Raw genomic sequence first — 24,036 nt, 5'->3', positions numbered from 1 at the left:
ACAGGCCCGTCAGGGCTTGCGGGGCAGTTTTGTGCTGTTGATCGGGCTCTGGCGCGAACGCGCGAATGGCTGGAATGGTGCGTCATTTGGCTGCTGAACGGACCCTCTCTCCATAAGATGGGGTTCTAGCGAATAAAACCTGAGGCGGTCCTCTTGATGGACCAGCTTCTCGATGAGAATATCCGAACAATGAGCTGCGACCCGCTCTCGCGGGAAATGAACGGAAGTGAGGGGAGGCGAAGAGAAGGAGGATAACGGATTATCGTCGTAGCCAATGACGCTGATATCCTCTGGGATTCTTAGGTTTAATTTGGCGGCGGCTTTGTATACCCCGAATGCCAGCGTGTCGCAGAAGGCTATGACGCCCGTAAAGGACTGATCCGTCTGCTGGGCTGCATACTTCTCAAGAATGGACTTGTAGCCTTCCTCGATGGAAGGAACGCCGTGGACGATCATTTCCTCTTGGAACGGTAGCCCGTACTCGTTGTAGGCTTGCTTGATGCCCTGGATATAGGAGGTGCTCGCAGGAAAATCAACAGGTCCAGCCAGCACCAGGTTATGGAGGTGGCCTCTGCTTAGCAAAGCAGCAGCGGAGAGATAGCCTGACCTGGCATGGTTCACGTTCACATAATTGGTGTCAATTGAATTCGATATATAGTCAAGAACAATGGTCCGGTCCCACATATGAGACAATAGCGACAAGTTATCCGAACGGGAGCTGACGGGTGAGATCATGATGCTGTCCGGCATTCTGGACAAGACAGTCTTAATATTTTTTCTCTCCATCGACAGATCGAACTGGGAGTCGCAAAGCAGCGTGGTGTAGTCATGCTTGGCCAAATCGATCGAGATTCTTCTTACAATATTGGTATGAGCCTGATTTTCCAGATCGTTCAAGATGATGCCTATGGTTTTGGTGCCCTTGCTGCGCAAGCCCCGGGCGAGCAGATTGGGGGAGTAGTTGAGTTCCTCGGCCTTCTGCAGAACACGCTTGACCGTTTCCTTGTTCACCAGAGGGTCGCCGTTCAAGGCTTTGGAAACCGTAGAAAAGGAGATTCCCATCTCTTCGGCAATGGATTTAATGGTAACCCTTTTTTTCGGTGTGGGCGTCATAAATAGACCTCATTATTTCGACATAGATTCCTGAATAACGTTGTAAATATAGACTTTGGATTATTTTAAAGAATAGGGTCGCTCTTGTCAATCTGCTGTTCTATAGAAGGCTGGATTCATGTTTGGTGAACATTGACAACTCAAGTACACGATGATATAAACGATTATAACGTTGTAAATTAGATTTTTATGGTGATATATCATTCGTTTTACGGTATGTATCGTCATTATAATAAGCTTATCATGATTACAACGTTTTATTAAGTTCAACCCATTGCTTCTTCCAACCATTTCTGCGTACGTGTAGGCGGCGCGGTGGGGAACGAGATGATTTCGAAAGGTGGAATAGGACATGTCCGAAAATCCAAAACATGACGTACGCATATTCGACCGGTTCACTTGGACTAACGTGCCCAGATCGCATGCTTTTTTAAACGATCAGACTTTGCTTATCGAAACGGAGCCTCAAACCGATTTTTGGCAGCGCACAAGCTACGGCTTTCGGCGTGATAATGGGCACAGCCTTCTTACGAGAGTGGAGGGCGATTTTGTGCTGACGGCACGTTTTGAATTTTCCCCCGTTTATTTGTACGATCAGTGCGGACTTCTGGTAAGACTAGATGAGGAAAATTGGATTAAGGCTTCGACGGAATACGAAAATGCCGACATCAGCCGGCTCGGTTCGGTCGTCACGAACCTGGGGTATTCCGATTGGGCGACCACCGATATCTCGTCCGAAATCCGAACCATGCACTACCGGATCAGCAGGAAAGGCCAAGATTTTATCATCGAGTCCTCCTATCAGGGTGTGGAATGGATGCAGATGAGGATGGCGCATCTCCACCGGGAGACCGAGTCGCTGCAGGTGGGCGTCTATGCGTGCAGCCCCCAGAACAGCAGCTTCAAATGCCAGGTCGATCGCTTGGTGCTGGAAGAAGCGGCGAATTAAGGAGAGATCATCATGCTAACGGAAAAACAAAAGATGCTGAACGGCGAGTTGTACCTAGCTTCCGACCCCGAGCTCTTCAGGGAGAGAGAAAACGCGAGAAGACTGGTCAGATTGTTCAATCAATCGCTGGAAACGGAATATGACCGGCGGACGGATCTGTTGAAGCAGTTGTTTGGATCGACCGGGTCCACCTTGTTCGTGGAGCCGAGCTTCCGCTGTGATTATGGCTATAACATCCATGTCGGGGAAAACTTCTACGCGAATTTCAACTGCACGATTCTGGATGTCTGCGAGGTGACGATCGGGGATAATTGCTTCATCGCACCGAATGTCCAGATCTATACGGCTACGCATCCGATTAACCCGTTCGAGCGCAATACGGGGGCTGAATACGGGAAGCCGATCAAGATCGGGAACAGTGTCTGGATCGGGGGCGGAGCGATTATTAATCCGGGTGTCACTGTCGGGGACAATGTCGTCATCGCTTCAGGTTCCGTCGTCACTAAGAATGTACCGGACAATGTCATCGTGGGAGGCAATCCTGCCCGAATCATCCGGGAAATCGAGCTGTAGCCTGATTTGGGCAAAATCAGAGCTCAGACTTGCGCCGCGGTCTTCTTTTCCCTATCATAGCCCTGCAGGCCAGCCGGCGAATTCCGGCTGGCCTGTTTGGATGTCTGGCTGGGCTTGCTGGCTGGCCAGATAAATCTGAATTCCGGTCAGTCACGGCCCGCCTCGTAAATTTTCTGCGCCACCATGGCCGGCCTTGTGCGCGTGTCCGTGAAGTGGTCCCCATCGCTGACGATCAGGCGGAACAGGCCGAGCCTCGAGGACATATGCGGATTCCAGCCGTAGCCCTCACCCTGTGGGAATACGTTGTCTTGATAGAAATAAACATAGCTCTTGGGCGTGGGCAGCGCGTAGAACGCTTTGAGATCCAGCTTCTCGAAAAGCGGCTTAGCCGGTTCCGGAGTTACGCCTGCATAGAACCGTCTGGCCTCCTCCGAGGTGGCCGTATTGACGAATAAATCCCGAAACAGCGGAAACGGAAGCATGATCGTATCATCCTTCGAGCTGGCGGCTAGCTGCTCGAACGCTTGCCTTGTTTGGGTCGGCAGCTCGTCGGCAACCGACTCGCCATCTTTCAGAACGAATGCGTCCCAGAAGACGAGACGCTTGATACGGTCCGGTATTTGTTCGGCAACCTTCTGGATCACGCTTCCGCCGAAGCTGTGCCCGACGAGAATGATGTCGCGCAGGTTCAGCTTGGTTATATAGTCAACGACGGATTTAGTGATCATCGCATGCGTGACCTGTTTGTTCGGATCTTTGCCGTGACCGGCATATTCCGGCGTATGAACGATATGCCCTTTGCTGCGCAGCGCCGCCGCTACGCCGTCCCAGAAGTGCGCGTCGGCCCAAGAGCCATGCACGAGTACAAAGGTAAGCCGCGGCTGCGCAGGCATCCGGTAGCCTTCGTCAGCTTCGGGCGCGCTATGCCGCCCAAGCCAGCCGCCCTGGGAATAGGGGGAGTAATCATACCCGCCGGGCATAAACGGGTAATTCGCATAAGGGAATTGATGAGTTCCCGGCCTATAAGGAAACATAGTTATACCTCTTCTCAAATCGATATGATTCAGCCTATGCCCAGACCGTTTGAGAGGTTCCATATTTGTTACGCCGGTAACCATTGGCGGCGTGTCGGATTTCATGGACAGGAATCCGCGTCCAAGCAGGGTATTAGAGGTCAAGCCGGCTCACGGCGGGTCCAGGACCAGAACAGCAGGGCCAGGGCGCTAACGGAGGCGCCCAGCCCGCATACACCGCTCCAGCCGTATACGGCATAGATCTGGGTGGAAGCGATAGAGCCGCCAGCGCTGCCGATGGAGTAGAACACCATGTACCCGGCGGTCAGCCGGCTGCGCGCCTCGGGACGCACGCTCAAGATCATGCTCTGGTTGGTGACATGCACGGCTTGCACCGCCAGATCCAGTGCGATAATGCCGAGCACGACGAGGAGCAGCGAGTGATGGAGGGAGCCGATGAGCGGCCATGATACCAGCAGGAGGGCTAGCGCCCACCCGGTCGTTCGCTGCCCGAGGCCGCGGTCGGCCCATCTGCCAGCCCGGGCCGCCGCCAGCGCTCCGGTGACGCCGACCATACCGAACGCGCCGATGGCCGTATGGGACAGCGACAGGGGAGCTGCGCTCAGAGGCAGCACCAGCGACGTCCACAGGATGCTGAAGGCTGTGAAGATGAGCAGAGCCAGCATGGCGCGTACCCGCAAAATCCGCTCCTGCCTCCACAACAGGAGCATCGACTGCAGCAATTGCCTGTACGATAGGGCAGCCGGCTCTGCCCTGCGTTGGGGCATGATCCGCAGCAGCATGACGGCCATCAGCAGCATGACGGCTGCCGAGACCAGGTACACCGACCGCCAGCCGGCGAGATCGGTCAGGAGGCCGGCTACTGTCCGGGCGAGGAGGATGCCGATGACGATTCCGCTGGTGACTAGGCCGATGACGCGGCCCCGCTGATCCGCCGCGGCCCAGGAGGCGGCATAGGCGACCAAGGTCTGGGTCACGACGGCAAGCAGCCCGACCGCAGCGAGACCCAGCAGCAGCTGCACGCGGGTCGTGGCAGTCCCTACGGCCAGAAGGGCCAGTACGGAGGCCAGCATGTGGCCTGCGACGAGCTTGCGCGGGCTGACCAGATCGCCGAGCGGCACCAGCAGGACAAGCCCCAGGGCATAGCAGATCTGGGTAATGGTAATGACCATGCCTATTGCGGAGGAGGGCATGCCGAACACATGGGACAGCGTGTCCAGCAGCGTCTGCGCGTAATAAATATTCGCGACGGCCGCTCCGCAGGCCACGGCAAACAGCAGAGCCGCATAACCAGGCATCGGGGAGCTGCCAGTTGTTCCGGCACGGCGCGGCCGATCTTGGATATGGCGAATCCCGGCATTGCCGGTATCCGTAAAATCCGAAGCTTGTTCATGCTTCGTAGTCATCGTTTTAACCACCTTCTCTTTAAGGGTCTCGCCAAGATCGCGATTATAACATACTGATCGGTACGTAATTATGTCAGCAAATATACCTCTGCGTTGGCCTTCTGTCAACCTATAAATTGAACGATTTGAGTGAGTTCCTCTCTCGAATACTGTTAAGAATTTGACAAGAAAAGAGTGGATAATTACAATTTATATATACTAATTGGTATGAAATGATAACTAAATCGGATAAACCTGAAGGGGAGGAATAGCTCATGGTACGTCCGCGGGAATTTGATGAGGAGAAGGCGCTGGATGCGGCGATGCAGCTTTTTTGGGAGAAGGGATATGAAGCAGCGTCCCTGACCGAGTTGACAGCACGGATGGGAATCCAGCGCCCCAGCATATATTCCGCCTTCGGGGATAAGCTACAGCTATTCGAAGCGGCATTAAGAAGATATACGACGAACCACGCTTCCCGGGTCCGGGGCCAATTTCAAGGGAAATCCTCCGTCCGAGAGGCCTTCCGACTCTATTTCGAGAACTTGGTTGACGAGGAATACAAGGAAGGGCCGAATCGGGGCTGCCTCTGCATCAATACGATGGTGGAGCTGGCTCCCCATGATGAGAAGTTTGAAATTCTAACGAGGGAGCATCAGATGTATCTCTCCGCGGTTTTTCAGGAGGCGATCGAACGCGGCCAGCAATCCGGAGAGCTGACCACCGGGATGAATCCGAAGGGGCTTGCACAGACGCTGGTCGTGTCGCTCATCGGACTGACTGTGATGCTGAAGTCCCGCCCGGAGCGGTCCTTTGCCGACCATGCAGTAACGGGTATTCTTAGCCTGCTGCACTAAATCCACCTCCAGGTGGACTCCCTTCTCCTGCGCATGCAGTATGCTTGCTGTGTACCTGAGACGGACACAACAAAGGGAGTGAGCATGGCTATGGCCAGTTCAATTATTGTATTTGTACTTGTAATCTTCATGATGCTGCGAGAGAAGGAGATCCGGCCTGGGCGGCTGTGGATCACGCCGCTGCTGTTTACGTGGTTCATCCTGCAGAGCGTCGCCCAAACCGGCAGTTTGACGCCGACAGGCCTGCTGCTGGATGCGGTTTTTCTGGTCGTCGGGCTTGCGCTCGGGGGATGGCGGGGGAGCATCGAGCAGGTCCGTGTGAACCCCGCCTCCGGCAAGGTAACGTCGAAGGGCTCTATCGCGAGTGTGATTCTGGTGATTGCCGTCCTGCTGCTACGGTGGGCGGTGAGCTCGCTGGGAGCCCATTACGCGCTGGTGTCGGTCGGTACCGGGATGCTATTCATCGTGCTGGGCAGTATGTGCGCCCGGTCCTATGTCATCTATACGAAATATCACCAACTGCAAAGCCAATAACGATTCGCCATGAGCCCGCAGCAGTCGCTTGCGGGCTCATGGCGGTAGAAGGTGTGGGCTCTATGCCGATCAAATCTTATCTGCTGCGGATGGACAGCCAGCTGCCCGGCTGGACCAGGGCGCTTGTCCTGCATATCGTCTTGTTCCTGATCCTGCTGGAGAAGCTCAGCCGGGGAAGTCTGGCGGAGGCCTTCTTCCTGATTGGACTGGGAGTGGCTTATTCAGCCTTGTTCTGGAGCAGAGAACGTCCAGGGACCTCCATAGGCCGATTCGCTGCGATCCTTGGGCTGTGGGTCGGGACTGTCTTGTTCTGGATGTTCTTCGACGCCGGGATGACGGCCTTTGCTCTGATCTTTTTTCTGGTCGGCTACAGCGTGACACGATTGCCGTGGACAGGGTCATTGCCGCTGATTGGCGGTATGATCGCGGTGGATTCGTTGCTTTTTTTCATGGAGGGCAAGGGACTATCCCTGATCGGGGTATATGCGCTGGAGCATGCGGGTGTCTATGTGCTGCTATGGGGGGCGAGAATACGCCGGGAAGCGGACGAGGAAAGCAAGCGTCATTATGCGGAGCTGCAGGTGCTGCACGGACAACTGGCCAAGGCGCATGAGGAATTGCAGCAAACGCACCGCGAGTTGGAGGAAGCCTCGCTGCACTCGCTTCGCTATGCGGTTCTAGAGGAACGGACGAGAATCGCCCGCGATCTCCATGACAGCATCGGCCATGGTCTGACTTCTGTGATTGTGCAGCTCCAGGCGCTTCCGTACATGCTCCGGTCGGGGACGGACGAAGCGGATTCCACTCTGAGCACTGTGCTGGATGTTGCTCGCGGCTGCCTGCAGGAGGTGCGTTCTGTTGTGCATCATATGGCTCTGGACGAAACGGGCCTTGGGGCCTTGGCCTTGAAAAGTCTGATTCAGCAGCTTCATGTGCAGAGCGGGCTGCCGATTCATTGGACCGATGAGTCCCGGTCAGGGGCCTGGACGCAGGAGCACAGCGAGCTGCTGTACCGCGTGCTGCAGGAAGCGCTGACGAATATAATTCGCCATGCGGATGCCTCCCGCGTTGACGTGAAGCTGGAGGAAGCGGACTCGGAGCTCGTCTTGACGGTACGGGATAACGGTACCTATCGGGGAGAACCGCCTCTGGCGGAGGGCTTCGGCCTGGCCGGGATGAGAGCGCGGTGCGAGCGGGCAGGCGGGGTCCTGACCGTCGCGGCGGTGGAGCCGCAAGGACTGGAACTCAAGGTTCGAATCCCGATTGAAGCTAGAACGGAAGAAAGGGGGGAGCGCAATGATGGAGAAGCCGATCCGGGTGCTGCTCGCAGATGACCAGCCGCTGATCCGGCATGGGCTACGGGTTATTATTAACGCGCAGCCGGATATGGAGGTAGCCGCGGAAGCGGGGGATGGCCGGGAAGCGATCGCACAGGCGGAGCGGGTTCGTCCCGATGTGCTGCTGATGGACGTGCAGATGCCTGTATGCAGCGGTATTGAGGCGACGCGGGCCATCAGCATGCTGCTGCCCGAGAGCCAGGTGGTTATTCTCACGACATTCGATCTGGAGCAATATGTGTACGACGGGATTCGTGCCGGAGCGGTAGGCTATCTGCTCAAGGATGCGCCGCCAGACGAGCTGGTCGAGGCGATCCGGGCTGCCAGCCGGGGTGAGGCGGTATTCCGCACCGCTGCGGCGGCGAGGGCGATTCGTCAAGCCGTTCATCCGGCAGCCCCTCCAGAGCTGCAGACTCCGCTGACCCAGCCGATGACGGAGCGGGAGCTGGAGGTGCTGCAGCAGATGGCCTACGGCTTGCGCAATGAAGAGATCGCCGCCAAGCTGTTCATCGGCGAAAGCACGGTGAAGACGCATGTTCACCGCATTCTGCAGAAGATCGGGGCGGAAGACCGGACACAGGCCGTTGTCTACGCCATCCGCAACCGGATCGTACTGTAACGGGGCTTGAGGCCCGGAGCCCTAGTGCTGCGGGGCGGCCTTTCGATCCTGATTTACACACTGTGCGTTCTGCTGTAAGCTAAGCGTACAGAGGAGGCGCTTGAACCCTTGAATGCGATGCGGACGATGCTGAAATATTTTACGCCATATAAGCTTCTGCTAGGCGTTTTTCTGGGAAGTGTGGTTGTTGAGGTGGCCTATGGGGTGGCAGCCCCTATAAGTTTGAAGTACCTGGTGGATGAGGCGTTCACGCCGAAGGATTTCCACATATTCTTGCTGATTTTGGCTATTCTGGTCGGCGGCGGCCTCCTGCACATTGTTGTAAGCGTATGCGGTGATTATGCCCTGGGGAGGCTGAGCGGCGAGGGCATCAGGCAGCTGAGAACGGAGCTGCTGGGCAGTCTGCTTCGGCAGGCGGCTCCGTTCTACCGGCGCTACCGCGTGGGTGATCTGGTTACGCGCTTCTCGTCGGATATGGCTTCCGTAGAGCGCGTGATCCGCGGTACAAGCCCGCTGCTGCTGAGGGAGACCCTGGGTGTTCTGCTCGGGCTCTTCCTGTTGTTCTCCATCGAATGGAAGCTGACGCTAGTCATGCTGGCGGGCTCCGTGCTGATGCTCGCCGGGCCCAAGCTGCTGCAGCGACGGGCGGAGTCTGACAATCTGAAGTACAAAGAAGCGCAGGAGCGCTTCACCAATACCATCGACGAGATGGTTAAGGGGCAGGCGACCATCAAGGCGCTGCATCAGCAGGGCCGATTCCGGTCGGAGGCCGGGCAGCGCATCCAGCAGCTATTTGCCGCAGGTTTCAGACTACATATGACCAATGCCTTCATGGAGCGCTTGCCTTTGACGGCCTTGATGATTTTGAATGGAACGATGCTCGGCTACGGCGGTTATTTGATATTTGAAGACGAGATGACGATCGGCGGCTTTATGGCCTTCTTTACTTTATTCATGACCGTCGGACAATCCGGCTCCAATCTGTCATTCCTGATTCCGCATCTGATTGAGTCCGGGATCAGCTTCCAGCGGATCAGTGCGATTCTGCAGCACAAGCCTGATCTGCCGGAGCCGGCTCAGCCGCTCGAGCTGCCTTCTCCCGTAGCCTCACTTCGGATGGAGAACGTGACCTTCGGGTATACCGAGGAGAACGATCAGCTGAAGGAGGTCAGCCTGCAGATTCCGGCCGGCAGCTATACGGCCTTTGTCGGGCCGAGCGGCTCCGGCAAGAGCACGGCCCTCCAGCTATTATCTCGGTTCTACGATCCGCGGCAGGGCCGGATCAGCATCGACGGCTTGGACCTGCGCGAGGTCAGCGAAGCTTCGCTGCGCAAGCTGTCCGTGCTGGTGACGCAGGATACCTTTCTGTTTAACTCGACGATCCGGGACAACCTGCTGCTGGACAACAGTGCGGCGACAGAGGCCGACATGTTCGATGCGGCCAAGCAGGCGGGCATCCACGAGGTGATCGCGAACTGGCCTGCCGGGTACGACACGGTTATTCAATCGGAGGGGGCGACCTTATCCGGGGGCGAACGGCAGCGGATTGCTCTCGCCCGGGCTCTGCTGAGGGAACCGCAGCTGCTGCTGCTGGACGAGGTGACTTCCGCCCTCGATCCGGCTTCCGAGACGGCGGTCAACGAGCTAATCCGGCGGCTCCGCGGGAGCCGGACCATCCTGTCCGTCACTCATCGCCTGGCGGCTGCGGCTGCGGCGGATACGATCTATGTGTTTCAGGACGGCCGGATTGCAGAATCCGGTACTCATCAGGAGCTGCTGGAGCGGCAAGGGCTTTACAGCGCACTGTGGGAGAAGCAGCAGGGCTTCCGCTTGTCCCAGGACGGGCTTCATGCTTCAGTTGAAGTGGAACGGCTGGAGAAGCTGCCATTCTTCCAGGGGGTGGAACGGGCGCTTCTGCAGGAGCTGGCCGTGCTGTTCTCTACCGAGACCTGCCTGGAGGGCGAAGCTATCGTGCGCGAAGGCGACGAGGGCAACAAATTCTACATTATCGTCCGCGGCAAGTTCGAGGTGGTGAAGAAGCTGGCGGACGAAGAGAAGCGAGTCGCCATCCTGCAGGACGGCGACCACTTCGGGGAAGTCGCGCTGCTGCGGAATACGCCCCGGAATGCCACGGTCAGGGCACTCGGCCCTGCGGTGGTACTGGCGGTGCGGCAGGAGGCCTTCCACAGCTTGACGGACAGGTCGCCGCAGATTCTGGCATCGCTCCAGCGCACCCTGGAGCAGCGTTCCTGAACCCGTCCTGGGCATAACGTTAATCTTGAGGAGGGCTGAGGCTTGACGATTCATTTTGTGCGCTGCGAGAGTGACGATGATTTTGCAAAGGCAAGCTCGTTTATGCTGCAGCACCGGTTTGATTTGGACCCGGCCATGACGACGCTGGATGCAGTAGCTTTGATGTATACCTATATCACCGAAGGACATCTGATCCAGGTGTTGGATGGGGAAGGCCGCGTGATCGCCATCGGGGCGTATTATTACGGAAGTCGCGGACAAGCCGCTCAGGATGAGGAGACTGCTCTCATCGACATGGCACTTGTGGACTGGAACCACCGGGGAACGCGGCTGTTTCTCAAGGGGCTGACGTTCATGATCGGCCAAATCATAGAGCATCATCCCAAGGTACAGGAGGTGCGGGTCGTCGCACAGGCCAAGAATGCTTATACCTGCAGGCTGTATGGCAAGTTTTTGGAGCAAGCCGGTACTCGGGAAGGTTCTTCCGGCCAAGAAATGTTGTTCTGTGGTAAAGTTAACAACTTAACATCTATACTCAAAAAATGGAATAAAGTATAATTTAGAAGTAAGGAAAATAATCAGTAACCGAAACGGAGGAGAAGCATATGTTCCCAGTAAAACCAGATATTAATAAAGGGACCCAAAAAGGAGGCGGCTTCGGCAGAATCTCGATTCTTAACGATTCGCTGCGCGTTCAACCGAAGTAATGACTTACGAATGCCGCCCGTGCGAGCTTGAAATCGACTTTACCTCTTATGTGCAGTTCCTCATCGCTCATCATGCCGAGCTGAATCTACCTTACTCCTTCGCTCAGAAGCTCAGCTTTGTCAGCAGTCCGCTCATGTTCGGCAAGGGGCTGCTGATCTATGAAGAGGAGCTGTACCGGATCGTCGGTGCGGCCGGCTTCGTGTATGGCACCGGTTCCCATGAATATGAGAATAGGGATGTTTGCCAGGTGGAGACGGTCTTTATTGAGAACGATCATCGGCATCCCTTCCTGTTCGTCCGGGCGATGCAGGAGCTTGTCCGCCTGATGAAGGCCGGCAACCCGGATGTCCGGCAGGTCCAATTCTGGACGTCTGCGGATGCCGGAGAATTGGACGGCCTGCTCGCCAAGTTCACCGCTCTGCCCGGTGCAGCCCGTTCCGAAGTCCAAGCGCTGGCGTATTACCAGATCCCCTTCCACGAGCTGGAGACATTCTGCGGTCGTTTCCGGGACGCGAGATGAAGGGAGACTGCACCTGCATGGCAGGCTGCGGGACCGAATGAAAGAAGAGCTCGAGTCAGACTGTCGGTCATGGTGCCCGATGGTCTTTTTGGCATGCAAAGACAAGCAGGCTGGCATTACCCGGGCGGGTGCCGCCAGCCGAGACCGATATAGGGCCGACTGCCGGAACGGCAAAAAGATCGCCCACCCTTGTTTAAGCACATGGGTTGACGATCTTCTTTATTTAACGAAGCAAGAGCTCCAATTTTATTTTGCTGCTACGCCTTGCAGATCCAGTACACCTTGGTAGATCGTATCGAAGAGCTCTTCGAGATTCGCTTCCTCGATGCACGAGAATGCGACGCGCAGGTCGGTATCGCCGAGGGCGATCGTGCCGACGCCGTATTGATCAAGCAGATGGGAGCGGAGCGTTTCGGCCGTAACGGTGTTCAGCTTCAGACACATGAAGTAGCCGGAGTTGAACGGGTAGTAGTCCCACACCTGGCCGTACTTGCCGCTGTCGAGCAGGCTTTTCACACGGTTGGCGCGGCCCTTCATGATGTCGAACTTCTCCTGCTTCTGTGCTGGGAAATCCGGGGATTGCAGCGCGTGCAGCACGAAGGTTTGAGACGGATGCGGTCCGCTGGAGATCGTCGCACGGATGATGCCCATCGTCTTCTGCTCCAGCGCAGCCAGCATAGCGTCGCTTTGACCGGCATACGTGATAAAGCCGACGCGGAAGCCCCATACGTACTCTTCCTTCGTCGCGCCGTCGACCTTGACCGACAGGACGCGTGGATGCAGATCTGCCAATTGGCCTGCCAACGACTCCTGCAGCGAGTTTTCGAAGAACAGACCGAAGTAAGCGTCGTCCGTTACCGCCACGACATTGATCCCGGCCTCTGCCGCTTGGCGGATGGCGTTCACGATGGAGCGTCCTTCCTCGGCATCCGGCGTATAGCCGGTCGGGTTGTTCGGGAAGTTGAGGACGACAATCGCCTTGCCCTTGTCCTTCTGGGCCAGAATCGCATCCAGGAGACCCTGGGCATTGAAACGGTTTTCTTCGTTATACAGCGGGTAGTACACGAGCTGGGCACCACGGCGGATGCCGAAGGTCAGCTCGTAGTTTTCCCAGTTTTTGTCTGGAATGATGACGGCGTCTCCAGCACCTGCGTACAGGTCGGCCACGATGCTCAAACCATGGGTGAGTGCATTCGTCACAATCGGATTGCCGAGACCTTTCCCTTGAAGGGAAGGATTTTCCTCCAGCATTTTGACGCGCCAAGCGGCGCGAAGCTCCGGCTTTCCTGCCGGAGGGGCATATTCGTAAATGTCCTTCGGTTGATAGGCGGACAATGTGTCTTGGATCACTTTCAGATGCATCGGTTGTCCGTTCTCCAGAGCAGTACCGATCGTAGCATTGAACTTCTTGGCCTTGGTCTTCGCTTCGGCGGATTGGCTCAAGATTCCTTCCTTAGGGAAGTAAATTTGGCGGCCGATGTCAGACAGCATCTCATATACGTGGGGATTTTCCTGGCTGATCGTCTCGTTCAGTTTCTGAGCAAGAGGGTTCATGAAATTCCATCCTTCCAACTATTCATTACTTGCGATATCAGCCCATATTATACCACTTTAAAGCAAGAGCGTCACGGTGGTTTTTCCCCCTGGAAAGAAACGGCAGAGGATGACCGGCATGTAGAGGGGCGGACATACTAAATTTTCGAGCTTGGCACGGCAGAGTCACCTGTGTTAGGATAGAATTATATCTGGAGCCAAGGTTAGCGGCTATTTAAACGCTTTTATTTAAACGTTTAAATAAATTGGCTATCCCGCCACAGGCTGCTTGTTCAGTCAAAGGGATCAGTTTCTGCGACTGGCAAGGTTCAACTGTTAACGCTATCATTCCCAAGCTTGTATCCTAAGGAGGACGAATGTTCATGGAAATCCGTTATGCTACAAATCCGACTGAAACGAAACACTACGATACCGAGCGTCTGCGTCAAGAATTCCTGATCCAGCAGTTGTTCGTGCCTGGCGAGCTCAAGCTCGTCTACAGCCACGTGGACCGCTTCATCACCGGCGGTGCCGTGCCGACTGGCGCAGCCATCAAGCTGGAAGCGCCTAAGCATGATATGGGCGCGGATTATTTCCTGGAGCGCCGCGAGATCGGCATCATCAACATCGGGGCAGCCGGCGTTGTGACGGTGGACGGCACCGAGTACACGCTGGAAAGCAAGGACTGTCTCTATGTGGGCCTGGGCAACCAGGATGTGCAGTTCCACAGTGCGGACGCAGCCAATCCGGCCCGCTTCTATCTGAGTTCCACGCCTGCACACAAGTCTTATCCTACAGTTAAGGTAGCGATCAGCGAGGCCGAGCCTGCGCATCTGGGCTCGATCACGAATTCCAACGAGCGTACCATCTACAAATACATTCACCTGAACGGCGTTCAAAGCTGTCAGCTCGTCATGGGCATGACTTTGCTGAAGCCGGGCAATATGTGGAATACGATGCCTTGCCATACGCACAATCGCCGCTCTGAAGTATACCTTTACTTTGATATGCCGGAAGACGGGGTTGTGTTCCACATGATGGGCGAGCCTACGGAAACCCGCCATCTGGTGGTCCGCAACGAACAGGCGATCATCAGCCCGAGCTGGTCGATTCACAGCGGCGTGGGTACAAGCAACTATACGTTCATCTGGGCGATGGCTGGAGAGAACCAGGAGTTCTCCGATATGGACCATGTCGCGATGACGGACCTGAAGTAATCAGCAGCATTGCTCAGCAAACAAAAGCCATCCTTCCTGCTCGACTGGCGAGCGGAGGGATGGCTTTTTTTGAATATCTGGATACAAAGCGTCCCCGGGCATCAGGGTGACATTTCGAAACTCTGCATTAACCGATTTATGTAACAGATGAGTGAGGAATCTTGCCATTTCATTTTTGATTTGTTAGTATAAAAATCAAAAAAATCTTTGTCTGGAGATGGCCTATGATTGAGAATTCTGCAGAAATTCGCAAGAAAATTTCGCTGATCTATAATGGCATTACCCAGGAGCTATTCACGGTAGGTACCAGTCAAATTAAAGTTGATATCTCTAATCATCAGATTTCGATCTTCGCCAAGCACCGCAAAGTGCCGATTCTCGCCAAGCTGGGCGTGGTGAACCCGGCCATGAGGGAGCAAGTCGATCATGAAATAACCAAAATTTATAAACAGGCTCTGACCGAACAAATGGAGTCTGAGTTCGGGATTCGAATCCAGACGATATTTAGGGATTTTGATCCTGGGAGCGAGACGGCGCTGACCCACATTATCTTGGACTAACTCGCATCAATTCATGTTAGATAAAATAACATGTAACAGACTATTTTTGTCTGAGAATGATTTTTGATTGACTGACGTGAAATTTAATGTTATTATAAGTGACATTAAATATCCTTTAACTTGAAACCCCAATTGAATAGCATAAAGCGTCTGATCCTTTATCTTATCAGATTTATCTGTAGGAACTGTACAGCGCGCTTTAAACAAAGCTGTTTTTATTTTCGTATACGAAATAAAGAACGCTTGTTAGATCCTTCATTCTAACAGGCGTTCTTTTTTTTAACTAATTTACTGATTATTCAGACTACATCAGAGGGAGGACACCCCATTGAACCAAGACCCCGTGTTAGTCAAGGACTGGTTGGCGGCAGCGTATGCGCATGATTTGAAGGGAAATCCATTGCAGGTGACGATTTTAAATGAACGGATCGTCCTCTTTCGGACTCGGGGAGGCGTTCATGCCTTTAAGGATCTTTGTATACACCGGGGGGCCGCATTATCGCTTGGCAAGGTGGAGGATGATTGCATCGTTTGCCCCTACCATGGCTGGAAGTACGATGCGGAGGGAGAATGCGTCAAAATCCCCCAGCAGCCTGCGAGGCAAAGCATTCCTCCGAAGGCCAAGGCGGTGGTATATGCCTGTATAGAGAAGTACGGCGTAATCTGGGTGAAATTCGATGCGGCTTCAAGTCAAGACCCTCCGGTTCCCTTCTACGGGGAGTTTGACGATCCTTCCTTTCAAACAGTACACGCGGAGCCATATCTTCTGCATGCAGCTGCGCCGAGGGTTGTGGAGAATTTTCTGGATGCGAGTCATTTGGCCTTCGTTCATGACGGGCTGCTGGGGGATTCCAATTATCCGGAAATACCAGACTACAGTGTGAGTTGGGAGGGAGACCGCTACGTTTCCGATGAAATCGCCATTTACGCGGATGCGGACGGCTCGGGCCAGTATGCAACGATCTATTATACGTTCGAAATTCTGCGGCCTCTGACAGCCCGGCTCAAAAAAGTGAACTACGCCAATAACCAGGTGCTGTCTATGCTGTTCACAGTGCTTCCTCATGAAGAAAGAAAAACGACCGTGTTCGCCCTGGTGTCCCGAAATTACGCATTGGATCAGCCTGACGAATATTTCAGGGAGTTTCAGAAGCGGGTGATTGAGCAGGACGCGGCCATTGTGGAGAGCCAACGGCCCGAGGAGCTCCCTCTGGACCTGCAGGCGGAGCTTCATCTGAAGGCGGACCGGGTCAGTATTGCGTACCGGCGGTGGCTCAAAGAGCTCGGCGTGACCTACGGCAGCGATGTGTCCGTCGTCTCCCAGCCAAGTTTTAACCCTTGACCTTGTTGTCCATCAAACGGAAAAGGTGAGTGATCGCATGACAGCTAATACGAGGAAAAACGATGCCTATGAGGTTCATCTTCCGCGGGACTGTACGTTTTCCGCCCAGGATTGGCAGGTGCTGTCGCAGTATTGGTATCCGGTAGCTCAGGCGGGTGAGGTTGCGGATCAACCGGTGGCCGTGACGCTGCTGGATGTGAAGCTTGTGTGCTATCGGAGCAACGGCAGGGTAGTCGTAGCCCGCGATCTTTGCTTCCACCGGGGCGCTCCACTCAGCAAGGGCTGGGTGGAGAACGGGGAGATCGTCTGCCCCTATCATGGCTTCCGTTACAATTGCGAAGGCAGATGCACGTCGGTTCCAGCTCACCCCGACGCCAAAATCTCGCCGAAGCTGAAGCTGATCACGTATCCAGCCGTGGAACGCTACGGCCTGGTCTGGACGTCGCTCGCGTCTACGGAAGAACAAATTCCTGAGTTTCCGGCCTGGGAGGACCTCGATTATCTGAATGTACTGCCGCCTAGCTTCGATATTGCCGGTTCGGCGGGACGCCAGATGGAAGGCTTCCTCGATGTATCGCACTTTGCCTTCGTGCATACGGATACCTTCGGAGACCGCAGCAATACGTCTGTCCCCCAGTACACCGTCAAGCGCGAAGGCGGCGAACTGCTGGCCGAATACTGGAGCACGGTCAGCAATTACGGAAGAGGCCAGGAGAACCTTGCTCCGGAAGGCTTTCAATGGCTTCGTGAATTTCGTGTATTCCCTCCGTTCGCGGCATCGCTCACCGTCTATTTTCCGAACGAGGACAGACTGAGGATTCTGAACTGCGCTTCGCCGGTATCGGCGCGGTATACCCGGTTATTTTGTCCGATTTCGCGAAATTTTGATAAAGATGCGCCTGTGGAGGACACGATCAAGTTTAATCTGCAGGTGTTTCAGGAAGACCGGGAGATGGTCGAGGCGCAAACCCCAGAAGAGCTGCCGCTCGATCTGATGGCGGAGGTTCATATCCCCGCAGACCGCACCTCAATCGCTTACCGGCAGCTGCTCAGCGAGCTGGGGCTCGGAAGATCCTACACGGCCTGACGGCACCTATCTCAGTAGATGCGGGGGAGATCTGGAATGACATTCACCATAGAAGAAGTGAATCAGATGAATCGGGAGCAGTTTGTCGAGTCTGTGGGCTGGGTATTCGAGCATTCGCCTTGGGTGGCGGAACGTGCATGGCCTGCTCGTCCTTTTGCTTCATTGGAGCAGCTGACAAGTGTTATGGAGGAAGCTGTGAAGCAATCTTCGTCTGACGAGCGGCTGGCCCTGCTCCGTTCCCACCCGGATCTCGCCACCAAGCTGAAAATGACGGAGGCTTCCGTCGGGGAGCAGCGCAGCGCTGGTCTGCATGAGCTTTCCACAGAGGAGTTCGAGCGATTAACGGCCGGTATTCGGGCGTATCGGGGGAAATTCGGCTTTCCTTTCATTATGGCGGTGCGCGATCAGAACCGGGTTTCGATTGAGGCAGCCTTGAACAAGCGATTGGATGGCAGCCTGGAGGATGAGAAGCTGACAGCCCTCCAGGAAGTTTTCAAAATCGTCTCCTTCCGGTTAAGCGATCTGATCCTAAAGCCGGACGAGGCCGGGAGGCCGCAACCATGAAGGACGCTCATCCTGGAAATGGCCGAATCACGACTCACGTGCTCGATCTATTCTGTGGACAGCCGGCGCGTGGGATGAAGCTGGAGCTGTGGAGGATCGGGGAAGTGGAGGAACGAAGGCTGCTGCGCCTCGCCGACACCAACGCGGACGGGCGCGTGAATGCGCCTATGCTGTCGGGCAGCGAGCTGAGCCCGGGGGTTTACGAGCTGGTTTTTTGCGTCGGCGATTATTACCAGGAGCAGGGAGTTGAGCAGGGAGAGTCCTCTATATTCGACCGCGTCCCGATCCGATTCCGCGTGAGGGATGCGGACGGCCACTATCACGTACCGTTGCTGGTCGCTCCGGGAGGGTATAGCACATACCGGGGAAGCTGATCGCTTGAACCGAGTTTGACGAAGAGGGGGATGCATATGGCGGAGTCTCTGGATGTCATCGTACGTGGCGGACGGATCGTGCTGCCGGATGAGGTGGCTGTGCTCGATATCGGAATCAAAGACGGAAAGATTCACGCGCTTCGGCCGTCGCTGGAGCCGTCTCCGTCGTGCCGAGTTATTGATGCGGAAGGGCAACTTGTATTACCGGGCACGATCGATGTTCATGTTCATTTCAACGAGCCGTCCTTGGGAGATTGGGAAGGCTTCATCAGCGGCTCAGCCTCCCTCGCTGCGGGCGGCTGTACGACTTACATCGATATGCCGTTGAACGGCCGTCCCCCGACAACCTCCGTCAGCGCCTTAAATCAGAAAGCCGGCCTGGCTGCGGGCGGTTCCTATGTCGATTACGCGTTCTGGGGAGGGCTGGTGCCAGGCAATCTGGATGCGCTGGAAGGCTTGGCGAAAGCGGGGGTTGCCGGGTTCAAGGCCTTTATGTCCGACCCGGGAGGTGACGGGGATGATATCTTCCGGGAGGTGGATGATCTCACCCTAGTCGAAGGGATGAAGCGTATTGCCGCCCTAGGCGGGATTCTGGCCCTTCATGCGGAAAGCGAGCCGCTGGTCGCAGAGCTTGGCTCCGAAGCCAAGCGTGCCGGCAAGACTGGGGCTCGCGACTATGCCGCATCCCGGCCGGTGCTCGCCGAAGTGGAAGCTGTTCAACGCGCCTTGCTCTATGGGGAGCAGACGGGATGCGCGCTGCACTTCGTGCATATCAGCAGCCCGCAGGCCGCCTTGCTGATCGATCAGGCCAAGCGCAGGGGGATGGATGTGACGCTGGAAACATGTCCGCATTATCTGACTCTGACCTGCGATGAGCTGGAAGCGCTCGGTCCAGTGGCCAAATGCGCGCCGCCGCTCCGGACTGAAGCGGAGCGCCAGCAGATGTGGCAGGCGGTTGCCGCTGGGCAGATTGACATGATCGCCTCAGATCATTCCCCATGTCCAGGCGAGCTGAAACAATCCGGTGATTGGTTTCAGGCCTGGGGAGGCATCTCCGGCGCACAGAGCTCGATGGAATTGATCCTGGATGAAGGATACCTGAAACGAAATATTCCGCTGCCCTTCTTATCCCGGCTGCTGTCGGAGAACCCGGCTCGCCGATTCGGTTTGTACCCGCGCAAGGGCGTGATTAAGGTAGGAGCGGATGCGGACCTGGCTATTGTCGGCTTGAACAGCCCTTATACCCTATCCGAGCAAGATTTGTATTACCGTCATCCGCATAGTCCTTATGTAGGCAGGACGTTCAACTGCAGGGTAGTCGCGACTTTATGCCGTGGCGAGGTGGTGTATAAGCTCGGCGAGGGACTTTCGCCCGTCAAGCGGGGCTTGCTGCTTCACCCGGTTAACACCAAGGGGGGAAGAAGATGAGGCATGCTGGCAGTTCACGCTTGCCGGAGGAGGCGCCGGATATCAGCCGCTTGTCTGATTCACTCGAAGAAGCGATACATTGGCTGTCCCGATACGGTGCGGACAGCGAGGGAGGCGTTACACGCCTGCTCTACACGGACTCCTGGCAGCAGGCGCAAGCGGCTCTTGCCGAGCGGATGCAGCAAGCCGGGCTGGAGGTCTACTATGACGAAGTGGGGAATCTGTATGGGCGCATCGAAGGAGCTCAGCCGCACTTGGGCACCATTCTCACCGGGTCCCATATCGATACGGTCAGGCACGGGGGTAAATACGACGGGGCTTACGGCATTGCCGCGGGGCTAACGGCCCTTTTGTATCTGGCGCAACGTTATGGTAAGCCTAGATACAATCTCGAGATCGTCTCGTTCTGCGAAGAAGAAGGAAGCCGGTTCCCGCTCACGTATTGGGGCTCCGGCAATGTGTCGGGACGCTATTCCCCCGACCGGGTGCCGGATATCTACGATGATGCGGGATTGAGCTTGAAGGAAGCCATGCTGGCGGCCGGATTTTGTTCCCAGGCGAGCCGGGCCTGGACTGTCAGACGGGAAGATCTGCGGGCGTTTATAGAGCTTCATATTGAGCAAGGAGCTGTTCTTGAACGAGAGGGAAGCAGCATCGGGGTCGTCCAGGGCATCGTCGGTCAAAAGCGGCTGACCTTCGAGGTCATCGGCGAAGCGAATCACGCCGGAACGACGCCTATGGCCTGGCGGCGTGACGCGCTGGCAGGAGCCGCCGAGATGGTGGGCTATATGGAGAAGCTGGCGCAGAGCTACGGCCCTCCGATGGTAGCGACCGTCGGCAGCTTGACGCTCACTCCGAATTTAGCCAATGTCATACCGGGCAAGGTGTCGTTCACGCTCGATGCGCGGCATTCCGATGGGGGCGAGCTTTCCTCCTTTTGCAGCGAGGCGGCAGCAGGCCTCGGGGACCTTGCAGCCAGGAGGGGGCTGATCCTCACCTCCCACGAATGGATGAACGCGGAGCCGGTCATGATGGATGCGGAGCTGACGGGGTGGGTGGAAGACATCTGTACGCAACGAGACTGGAGCCGTGTCCGGATGTTCAGCGGAGCCGGGCACGATGCGCAAGTCATGCAGTCCATCTGTCCGGCAGCGCTCGTATTTGTGCCGAGCCGGGGCGGCGTCAGTCACTCGCCGGATGAATATACGTCAGCGGAGGAGCTTGCGGCAGGAGTTTCCGTGCTGACGGATTTGCTATATGGATTAGCTTATGACAAGGAGGGAGCGCTTTGAAAAGGTATCGCGAGCTGTCGCCGTCCCTTCGTACGATCATGACTCCCGGACCGGTGGAGGTCGACCCGCGGGTGCTGCGGGCCATGTCGCTGCCGATATTGGGACAGTTTGACCCGGAGTTTACCGACATCATGAATGACACGATGGACATGATCCGAGCTTTGTTCCAGACAGACAATCGCTGGGCGTACCCGATAGACGGCACGTCGCGCTCTGGTATCGAAGCCGTGCTGACGAGCCTGATAGAACCCGGAGACCGCGTGCTGGTGCCAATCTATGGCAGATTCGGGCATCTGCTGGTGGAGATTGCTCAGCGCTGCGGCGCGCAGGTTTCAACCCTGGAGCAGGAGTGGGGGCAGGTTTTTGCCCGCGGGCAAGTGGCGGAAGCGATCCTTAGAGAGCGTCCGGATCTTGTGGCGATCGTCCACGGCGAGACATCCACGGGCTGCTTGCAGCCCCTGGAAGAGATCGGCAAGGCCTGCAGGGCGTCGGACGCTCTGCTCGTCGTCGATGCCGTTGCGACGGTTGGCGGAACGAGGATCGCAGCGGATGAATGGATGCTCGATGCTGTCATCGGCGGCACGCAAAAATGCCTGTCCATTCCGGCAGGCATGGCCCCTATCACGTACAACGAACGAGCGGAGGCCAAGCTGCTGAGGCGCAAGCGGATCGAACGCGGGCTTCGCGATCCCAAGCAGGAAGCAGACAGCGGAGGCCGGCCGATCCAGAGCAATTATTTCGATCTCAGTCAGCTTCAGGACTACTGGAGCCCCGCGCGTCTCAATCATCATACCGAAGCGACTTCGATGCTGTACGCCTTGCGCGAAGGCTTGCGTTTCGTGCTGGAAGAAGGACTGGAGCCTCGGTTCGCCCGCCATCTCGAGCATGAAGCGGCCTTGGTGGCTGGTCTCCGGGCCATGGGACTGACCTTGTTCGGCGACCCTGACTGTAAGATGCCGATGGTTACCTGCGTGAATATTCCGGATCAGGTGGATGGGGAATCGGTCCGGTCCATGCTGCTTCATGAATTCGGCATCGAGATCGCCAGCTCGTTCGGCTCGTTAAAGGGCCGGATATGGCGGATCGGCACGATGGGATTCAGCTGCAATAAAAAAAATGTGCTGCACCTGCTGGGAGCGCTCGACGCGGCACTGCTCCGTCATGGCGTGTCCATTCCTACTGGCGCTGCCGTACAGGCCGCCTTGGATGTGTACGATAGTAAGGTGGATGCGCAGGGATAAACCGGAGCGGCTGGAAAAAGACATCACAGAAAGGCAGGAAACCATCATGACCTTGGATGCTTTAAACAAACGGGTGAAAACCGATCTTTCTTATCTGAGCTTCGGGGGACCTAGCTGGGTTCGTCCTCTAACCCATCCTGAGGGGCATGTCTATGACGTTGTGATCGTCGGCGGCGGCCAATGCGGCTTGGGCGCCGCCTTCGGCCTGCTGCGAGAACGGGTGCAGAACATCCTCGTCATCGACGAAAATAAGGAAGGGCTGGAAGGGCCGTGGGAAACGTATGCTCGCATGATGACGCTGCGGACGCCCAAGCACTTGACTTCCATCGACCTGGGTGTTCCTTCCCTGACCTTCCGTGCTTGGCGGGAAGCGCAGACCGGTCCGAAGGGGTGGGATGAGGTCGGCAAGATTCCGAAGGGCGACTGGATGAATTATTTGCGCTGGTACCGGAAGGTTCTTCAGCTGCCGGTCGTCAATGAGGTGAAGCTGAAGCTGATTGAGCCTGCAGAAGACGGAATTCACCGTCTGCATATCGAAGGGAAGGGAGCTTGGGTCAGCCTGCTGCTGGCGCGTAAGGTCGTGCTGGCGACAGGTATTCAAGGCGGCGGTCAGTGGCATGTACCGCCCATGATTGAAGGGAAATTGCCTCACAGCCTGTATGCCCACACCTCGGAACCGATTGATTTTGAAGGGCTGAAGGGCAAGAAGATCGCTATCTTAGGCGGAGGGGCTTCGGCCTTCGACAATGCCCAGTTCGCATTGTCCCAAGGAGTGGCGGAGGCGCATGTTTTTGTCCGGCGGAAGGAATTGCCCCGTATTAATCCGATTCGTCAGATGGAAGTGTCCGGGATGATCGAACGGTTCTCCGTATTGTTGGACGCCGAGAAATATGCGGTTATCTCCCGTTTCTTCCAGCTTAACCAGCCGCCGACCCAGGATACGTTTGACCGCGCGGCGGCATGGCCCGGCTTCCGGCTTCACCTGGGCGCGCCTTGGCTGAATGTGGAGGCTGCAGGCAAGCAGGCCGTTGTAACTACATCAGAGGGCTCTTTCGCCTTCGATTTCCTGATCATCAGCACGGGGCTTCTCTCCGATCCGGCCTTGCGCCCGGAGCTGAAGCTGGTCGAGCGTCATATTGCCCGCTGGGCTGACCGCTATCAGGCTATGGAAGGAGGCGCCAATCCATTGCTGGATGCGCATCCGTATCTGAGTCCGGGCTTCGCCTTCCTAAGCCGGGATGACGAGGGGAGCAGACGTCTGCACGGCATTTTTGCTTTTAACTATTCGGCCCTCGTCAGCTGTGGACTGTCCGCTTCGGCGATCTCGGGCATGAAATATGCCATCCCCAGACTGGCGTCGGCGATAGCGGATCAATTGTTTCACGACGATCGCCAAGAGATTCTGAGAAGCTTCTTTGCGTATGACGAAGCCGAATTTACCGGGGAATGGCCAATCTTGCAGAGGCAGTTATGATTCGATGGCCTTAACCGATCTGTCAACTAACAGCGAATAACC

Annotated in this window: 23 protein-coding genes; 19 read left to right on the top strand and 4 right to left on the bottom strand. The window is 56.1% G+C overall.

The window, feature by feature from the left end; all coding sequences use genetic code 11:
- Positions 1–9 precede the first annotated feature (9 nt).
- Positions 10–1,113 carry a LacI family DNA-binding transcriptional regulator gene (locus tag WMW72_RS06825; protein WP_341414684.1) on the bottom strand — a complete coding sequence of 368 codons (1,104 nt, stop codon included), beginning with the start codon at positions 1,111–1,113 and terminating at the stop codon, positions 10–12.
- A gap of 352 nt (positions 1,114–1,465) precedes the next feature.
- On the opposite strand from WMW72_RS06825, the gene WMW72_RS06820 reads away from it, so the two are divergent.
- On the top strand, positions 1,466–2,062 hold the full coding sequence (locus WMW72_RS06820) for a DUF1349 domain-containing protein (RefSeq protein ID WP_341414683.1): 597 nt from the start codon (positions 1,466–1,468) through the stop codon (positions 2,060–2,062).
- Positions 2,063–2,074: 12 nt separating this feature from the next.
- Complete coding sequence (locus WMW72_RS06815) at positions 2,075–2,635, top strand: sugar O-acetyltransferase (protein WP_341414682.1); 561 nt, start codon at positions 2,075–2,077, stop codon at positions 2,633–2,635.
- A 146-nt stretch (positions 2,636–2,781) separates the two neighbouring features.
- On the opposite strand, the gene WMW72_RS06810 is transcribed toward WMW72_RS06815, so the two are convergent.
- Together WMW72_RS06810 and WMW72_RS06805 are read right to left on the bottom strand one after the other, a co-directional pair.
- Positions 2,782–3,669 carry an alpha/beta hydrolase gene (locus WMW72_RS06810; RefSeq protein ID WP_341414681.1) on the bottom strand — a complete coding sequence of 296 codons (888 nt, stop codon included), beginning with the start codon at positions 3,667–3,669 and terminating at the stop codon, positions 2,782–2,784.
- A gap of 140 nt (positions 3,670–3,809) precedes the next feature.
- Positions 3,810–4,967 (bottom strand): MFS transporter, encoded by a 1,158-nt coding sequence (locus WMW72_RS06805; protein ID WP_341414903.1) that lies wholly within the window; start codon positions 4,965–4,967, stop codon positions 3,810–3,812.
- A 362-nt stretch (positions 4,968–5,329) separates the two neighbouring features.
- Here WMW72_RS06805 and WMW72_RS06800 point away from each other — a divergent pair, with 362 nt between their 5' ends.
- The 7 genes from WMW72_RS06800 to WMW72_RS06770 all read left to right on the top strand — a co-directional run bounded on the left by WMW72_RS06800 (position 5,330) and on the right by WMW72_RS06770 (position 11,882).
- Positions 5,330–5,911 carry a TetR/AcrR family transcriptional regulator gene (locus tag WMW72_RS06800; protein WP_341414680.1) on the top strand — a complete coding sequence of 194 codons (582 nt, stop codon included), beginning with the start codon at positions 5,330–5,332 and terminating at the stop codon, positions 5,909–5,911.
- Positions 5,912–6,001: 90 nt separating this feature from the next.
- Positions 6,002–6,445, top strand: a complete 444-nt coding sequence (locus WMW72_RS06795) for a CcdC protein domain-containing protein (protein WP_341414679.1) — start codon at positions 6,002–6,004, stop codon at positions 6,443–6,445.
- Positions 6,446–6,507: 62 nt separating this feature from the next.
- Positions 6,508–7,779, top strand: coding sequence for a sensor histidine kinase (locus tag WMW72_RS06790; protein WP_341414678.1), 1,272 nt, complete (start codon positions 6,508–6,510; stop codon positions 7,777–7,779).
- Entirely contained in the window at positions 7,742–8,401 is a 660-nt protein-coding gene (locus tag WMW72_RS06785; RefSeq protein WP_341414677.1) for a response regulator, read from the top strand. The genes WMW72_RS06790 and WMW72_RS06785 overlap by 38 nt, the downstream gene beginning before the upstream one ends.
- A gap of 117 nt (positions 8,402–8,518) precedes the next feature.
- Positions 8,519–10,654 (top strand): ABC transporter transmembrane domain-containing protein, encoded by a 2,136-nt coding sequence (locus tag WMW72_RS06780; RefSeq protein ID WP_341414902.1) that lies wholly within the window; start codon positions 8,519–8,521, stop codon positions 10,652–10,654.
- A 42-nt stretch (positions 10,655–10,696) separates the two neighbouring features.
- On the top strand, positions 10,697–11,212 hold the full coding sequence (locus tag WMW72_RS06775) for a hypothetical protein (RefSeq protein ID WP_341414676.1): 516 nt from the start codon (positions 10,697–10,699) through the stop codon (positions 11,210–11,212).
- Between the two features lie 148 nt (positions 11,213–11,360).
- Positions 11,361–11,882, top strand: coding sequence for a hypothetical protein (locus tag WMW72_RS06770; RefSeq protein WP_341414675.1), 522 nt, complete (start codon positions 11,361–11,363; stop codon positions 11,880–11,882).
- A 246-nt stretch (positions 11,883–12,128) separates the two neighbouring features.
- On the opposite strand, the gene WMW72_RS06765 is transcribed toward WMW72_RS06770, so the two are convergent.
- The gene (locus tag WMW72_RS06765) at positions 12,129–13,436 is read right to left on the bottom strand and encodes an aminotransferase class I/II-fold pyridoxal phosphate-dependent enzyme (RefSeq protein WP_341414674.1); all 1,308 of its coding nucleotides are present in this window, start codon (positions 13,434–13,436) and stop codon (positions 12,129–12,131) included.
- Positions 13,437–13,798: 362 nt separating this feature from the next.
- Here WMW72_RS06765 and kduI point away from each other — a divergent pair, with 362 nt between their 5' ends.
- From kduI to WMW72_RS06715, 10 genes are all read left to right on the top strand, one after another.
- Positions 13,799–14,632: a 5-dehydro-4-deoxy-D-glucuronate isomerase gene (kduI, locus tag WMW72_RS06760; RefSeq protein ID WP_341414673.1), complete on the top strand. Its 834-nt coding sequence runs from the start codon at positions 13,799–13,801 to the stop codon at positions 14,630–14,632.
- A gap of 224 nt (positions 14,633–14,856) precedes the next feature.
- Positions 14,857–15,192: a Na-translocating system protein MpsC family protein gene (locus WMW72_RS06755; RefSeq protein WP_341414672.1), complete on the top strand. Its 336-nt coding sequence runs from the start codon at positions 14,857–14,859 to the stop codon at positions 15,190–15,192.
- 328 nt (positions 15,193–15,520) lie between these two features.
- Positions 15,521–16,534, top strand: a complete 1,014-nt coding sequence (locus WMW72_RS06750; protein ID WP_341414671.1) for an aromatic ring-hydroxylating dioxygenase subunit alpha — start codon at positions 15,521–15,523, stop codon at positions 16,532–16,534.
- A 37-nt stretch (positions 16,535–16,571) separates the two neighbouring features.
- Positions 16,572–17,621 carry a Rieske 2Fe-2S domain-containing protein gene (locus tag WMW72_RS06745; protein WP_341414670.1) on the top strand — a complete coding sequence of 350 codons (1,050 nt, stop codon included), beginning with the start codon at positions 16,572–16,574 and terminating at the stop codon, positions 17,619–17,621.
- A gap of 36 nt (positions 17,622–17,657) precedes the next feature.
- A complete protein-coding gene (uraD, locus tag WMW72_RS06740) occupies positions 17,658–18,185 on the top strand; it encodes a 2-oxo-4-hydroxy-4-carboxy-5-ureidoimidazoline decarboxylase (protein WP_341414669.1) in 528 nt (175 codons plus the stop codon).
- Complete coding sequence (gene uraH / locus WMW72_RS06735; protein ID WP_341414668.1) at positions 18,182–18,559, top strand: hydroxyisourate hydrolase; 378 nt, start codon at positions 18,182–18,184, stop codon at positions 18,557–18,559. Before uraD ends, uraH begins: the two co-directional genes overlap by 4 nt.
- A gap of 36 nt (positions 18,560–18,595) precedes the next feature.
- The gene (locus WMW72_RS06730; protein WP_341414667.1) at positions 18,596–19,987 is read left to right on the top strand and encodes an allantoinase; all 1,392 of its coding nucleotides are present in this window, start codon (positions 18,596–18,598) and stop codon (positions 19,985–19,987) included.
- Positions 19,984–21,279, top strand: a complete 1,296-nt coding sequence (locus WMW72_RS06725) for a Zn-dependent hydrolase (RefSeq protein ID WP_341414666.1) — start codon at positions 19,984–19,986, stop codon at positions 21,277–21,279. The genes WMW72_RS06730 and WMW72_RS06725 overlap by 4 nt, the downstream gene beginning before the upstream one ends.
- A complete protein-coding gene (locus tag WMW72_RS06720; protein ID WP_341414665.1) occupies positions 21,276–22,520 on the top strand; it encodes a pyridoxal-phosphate-dependent aminotransferase family protein in 1,245 nt (414 codons plus the stop codon). The genes WMW72_RS06725 and WMW72_RS06720 overlap by 4 nt, the downstream gene beginning before the upstream one ends.
- A gap of 46 nt (positions 22,521–22,566) precedes the next feature.
- Positions 22,567–23,994, top strand: coding sequence for an NAD(P)-binding domain-containing protein (locus tag WMW72_RS06715; protein ID WP_341414901.1), 1,428 nt, complete (start codon positions 22,567–22,569; stop codon positions 23,992–23,994).
- Positions 23,995–24,036 lie beyond the last annotated feature (42 nt).

Source organism: Paenibacillus filicis (genome assembly GCF_038070315.1).
GTDB lineage: Bacteria > Bacillota > Bacilli > Paenibacillales > NBRC-103111 > Paenibacillus_G > Paenibacillus_G filicis.
Note: the sequence above shows the minus strand (reverse complement) of the source record. Positions and strands in the feature narration are given on the sequence as shown.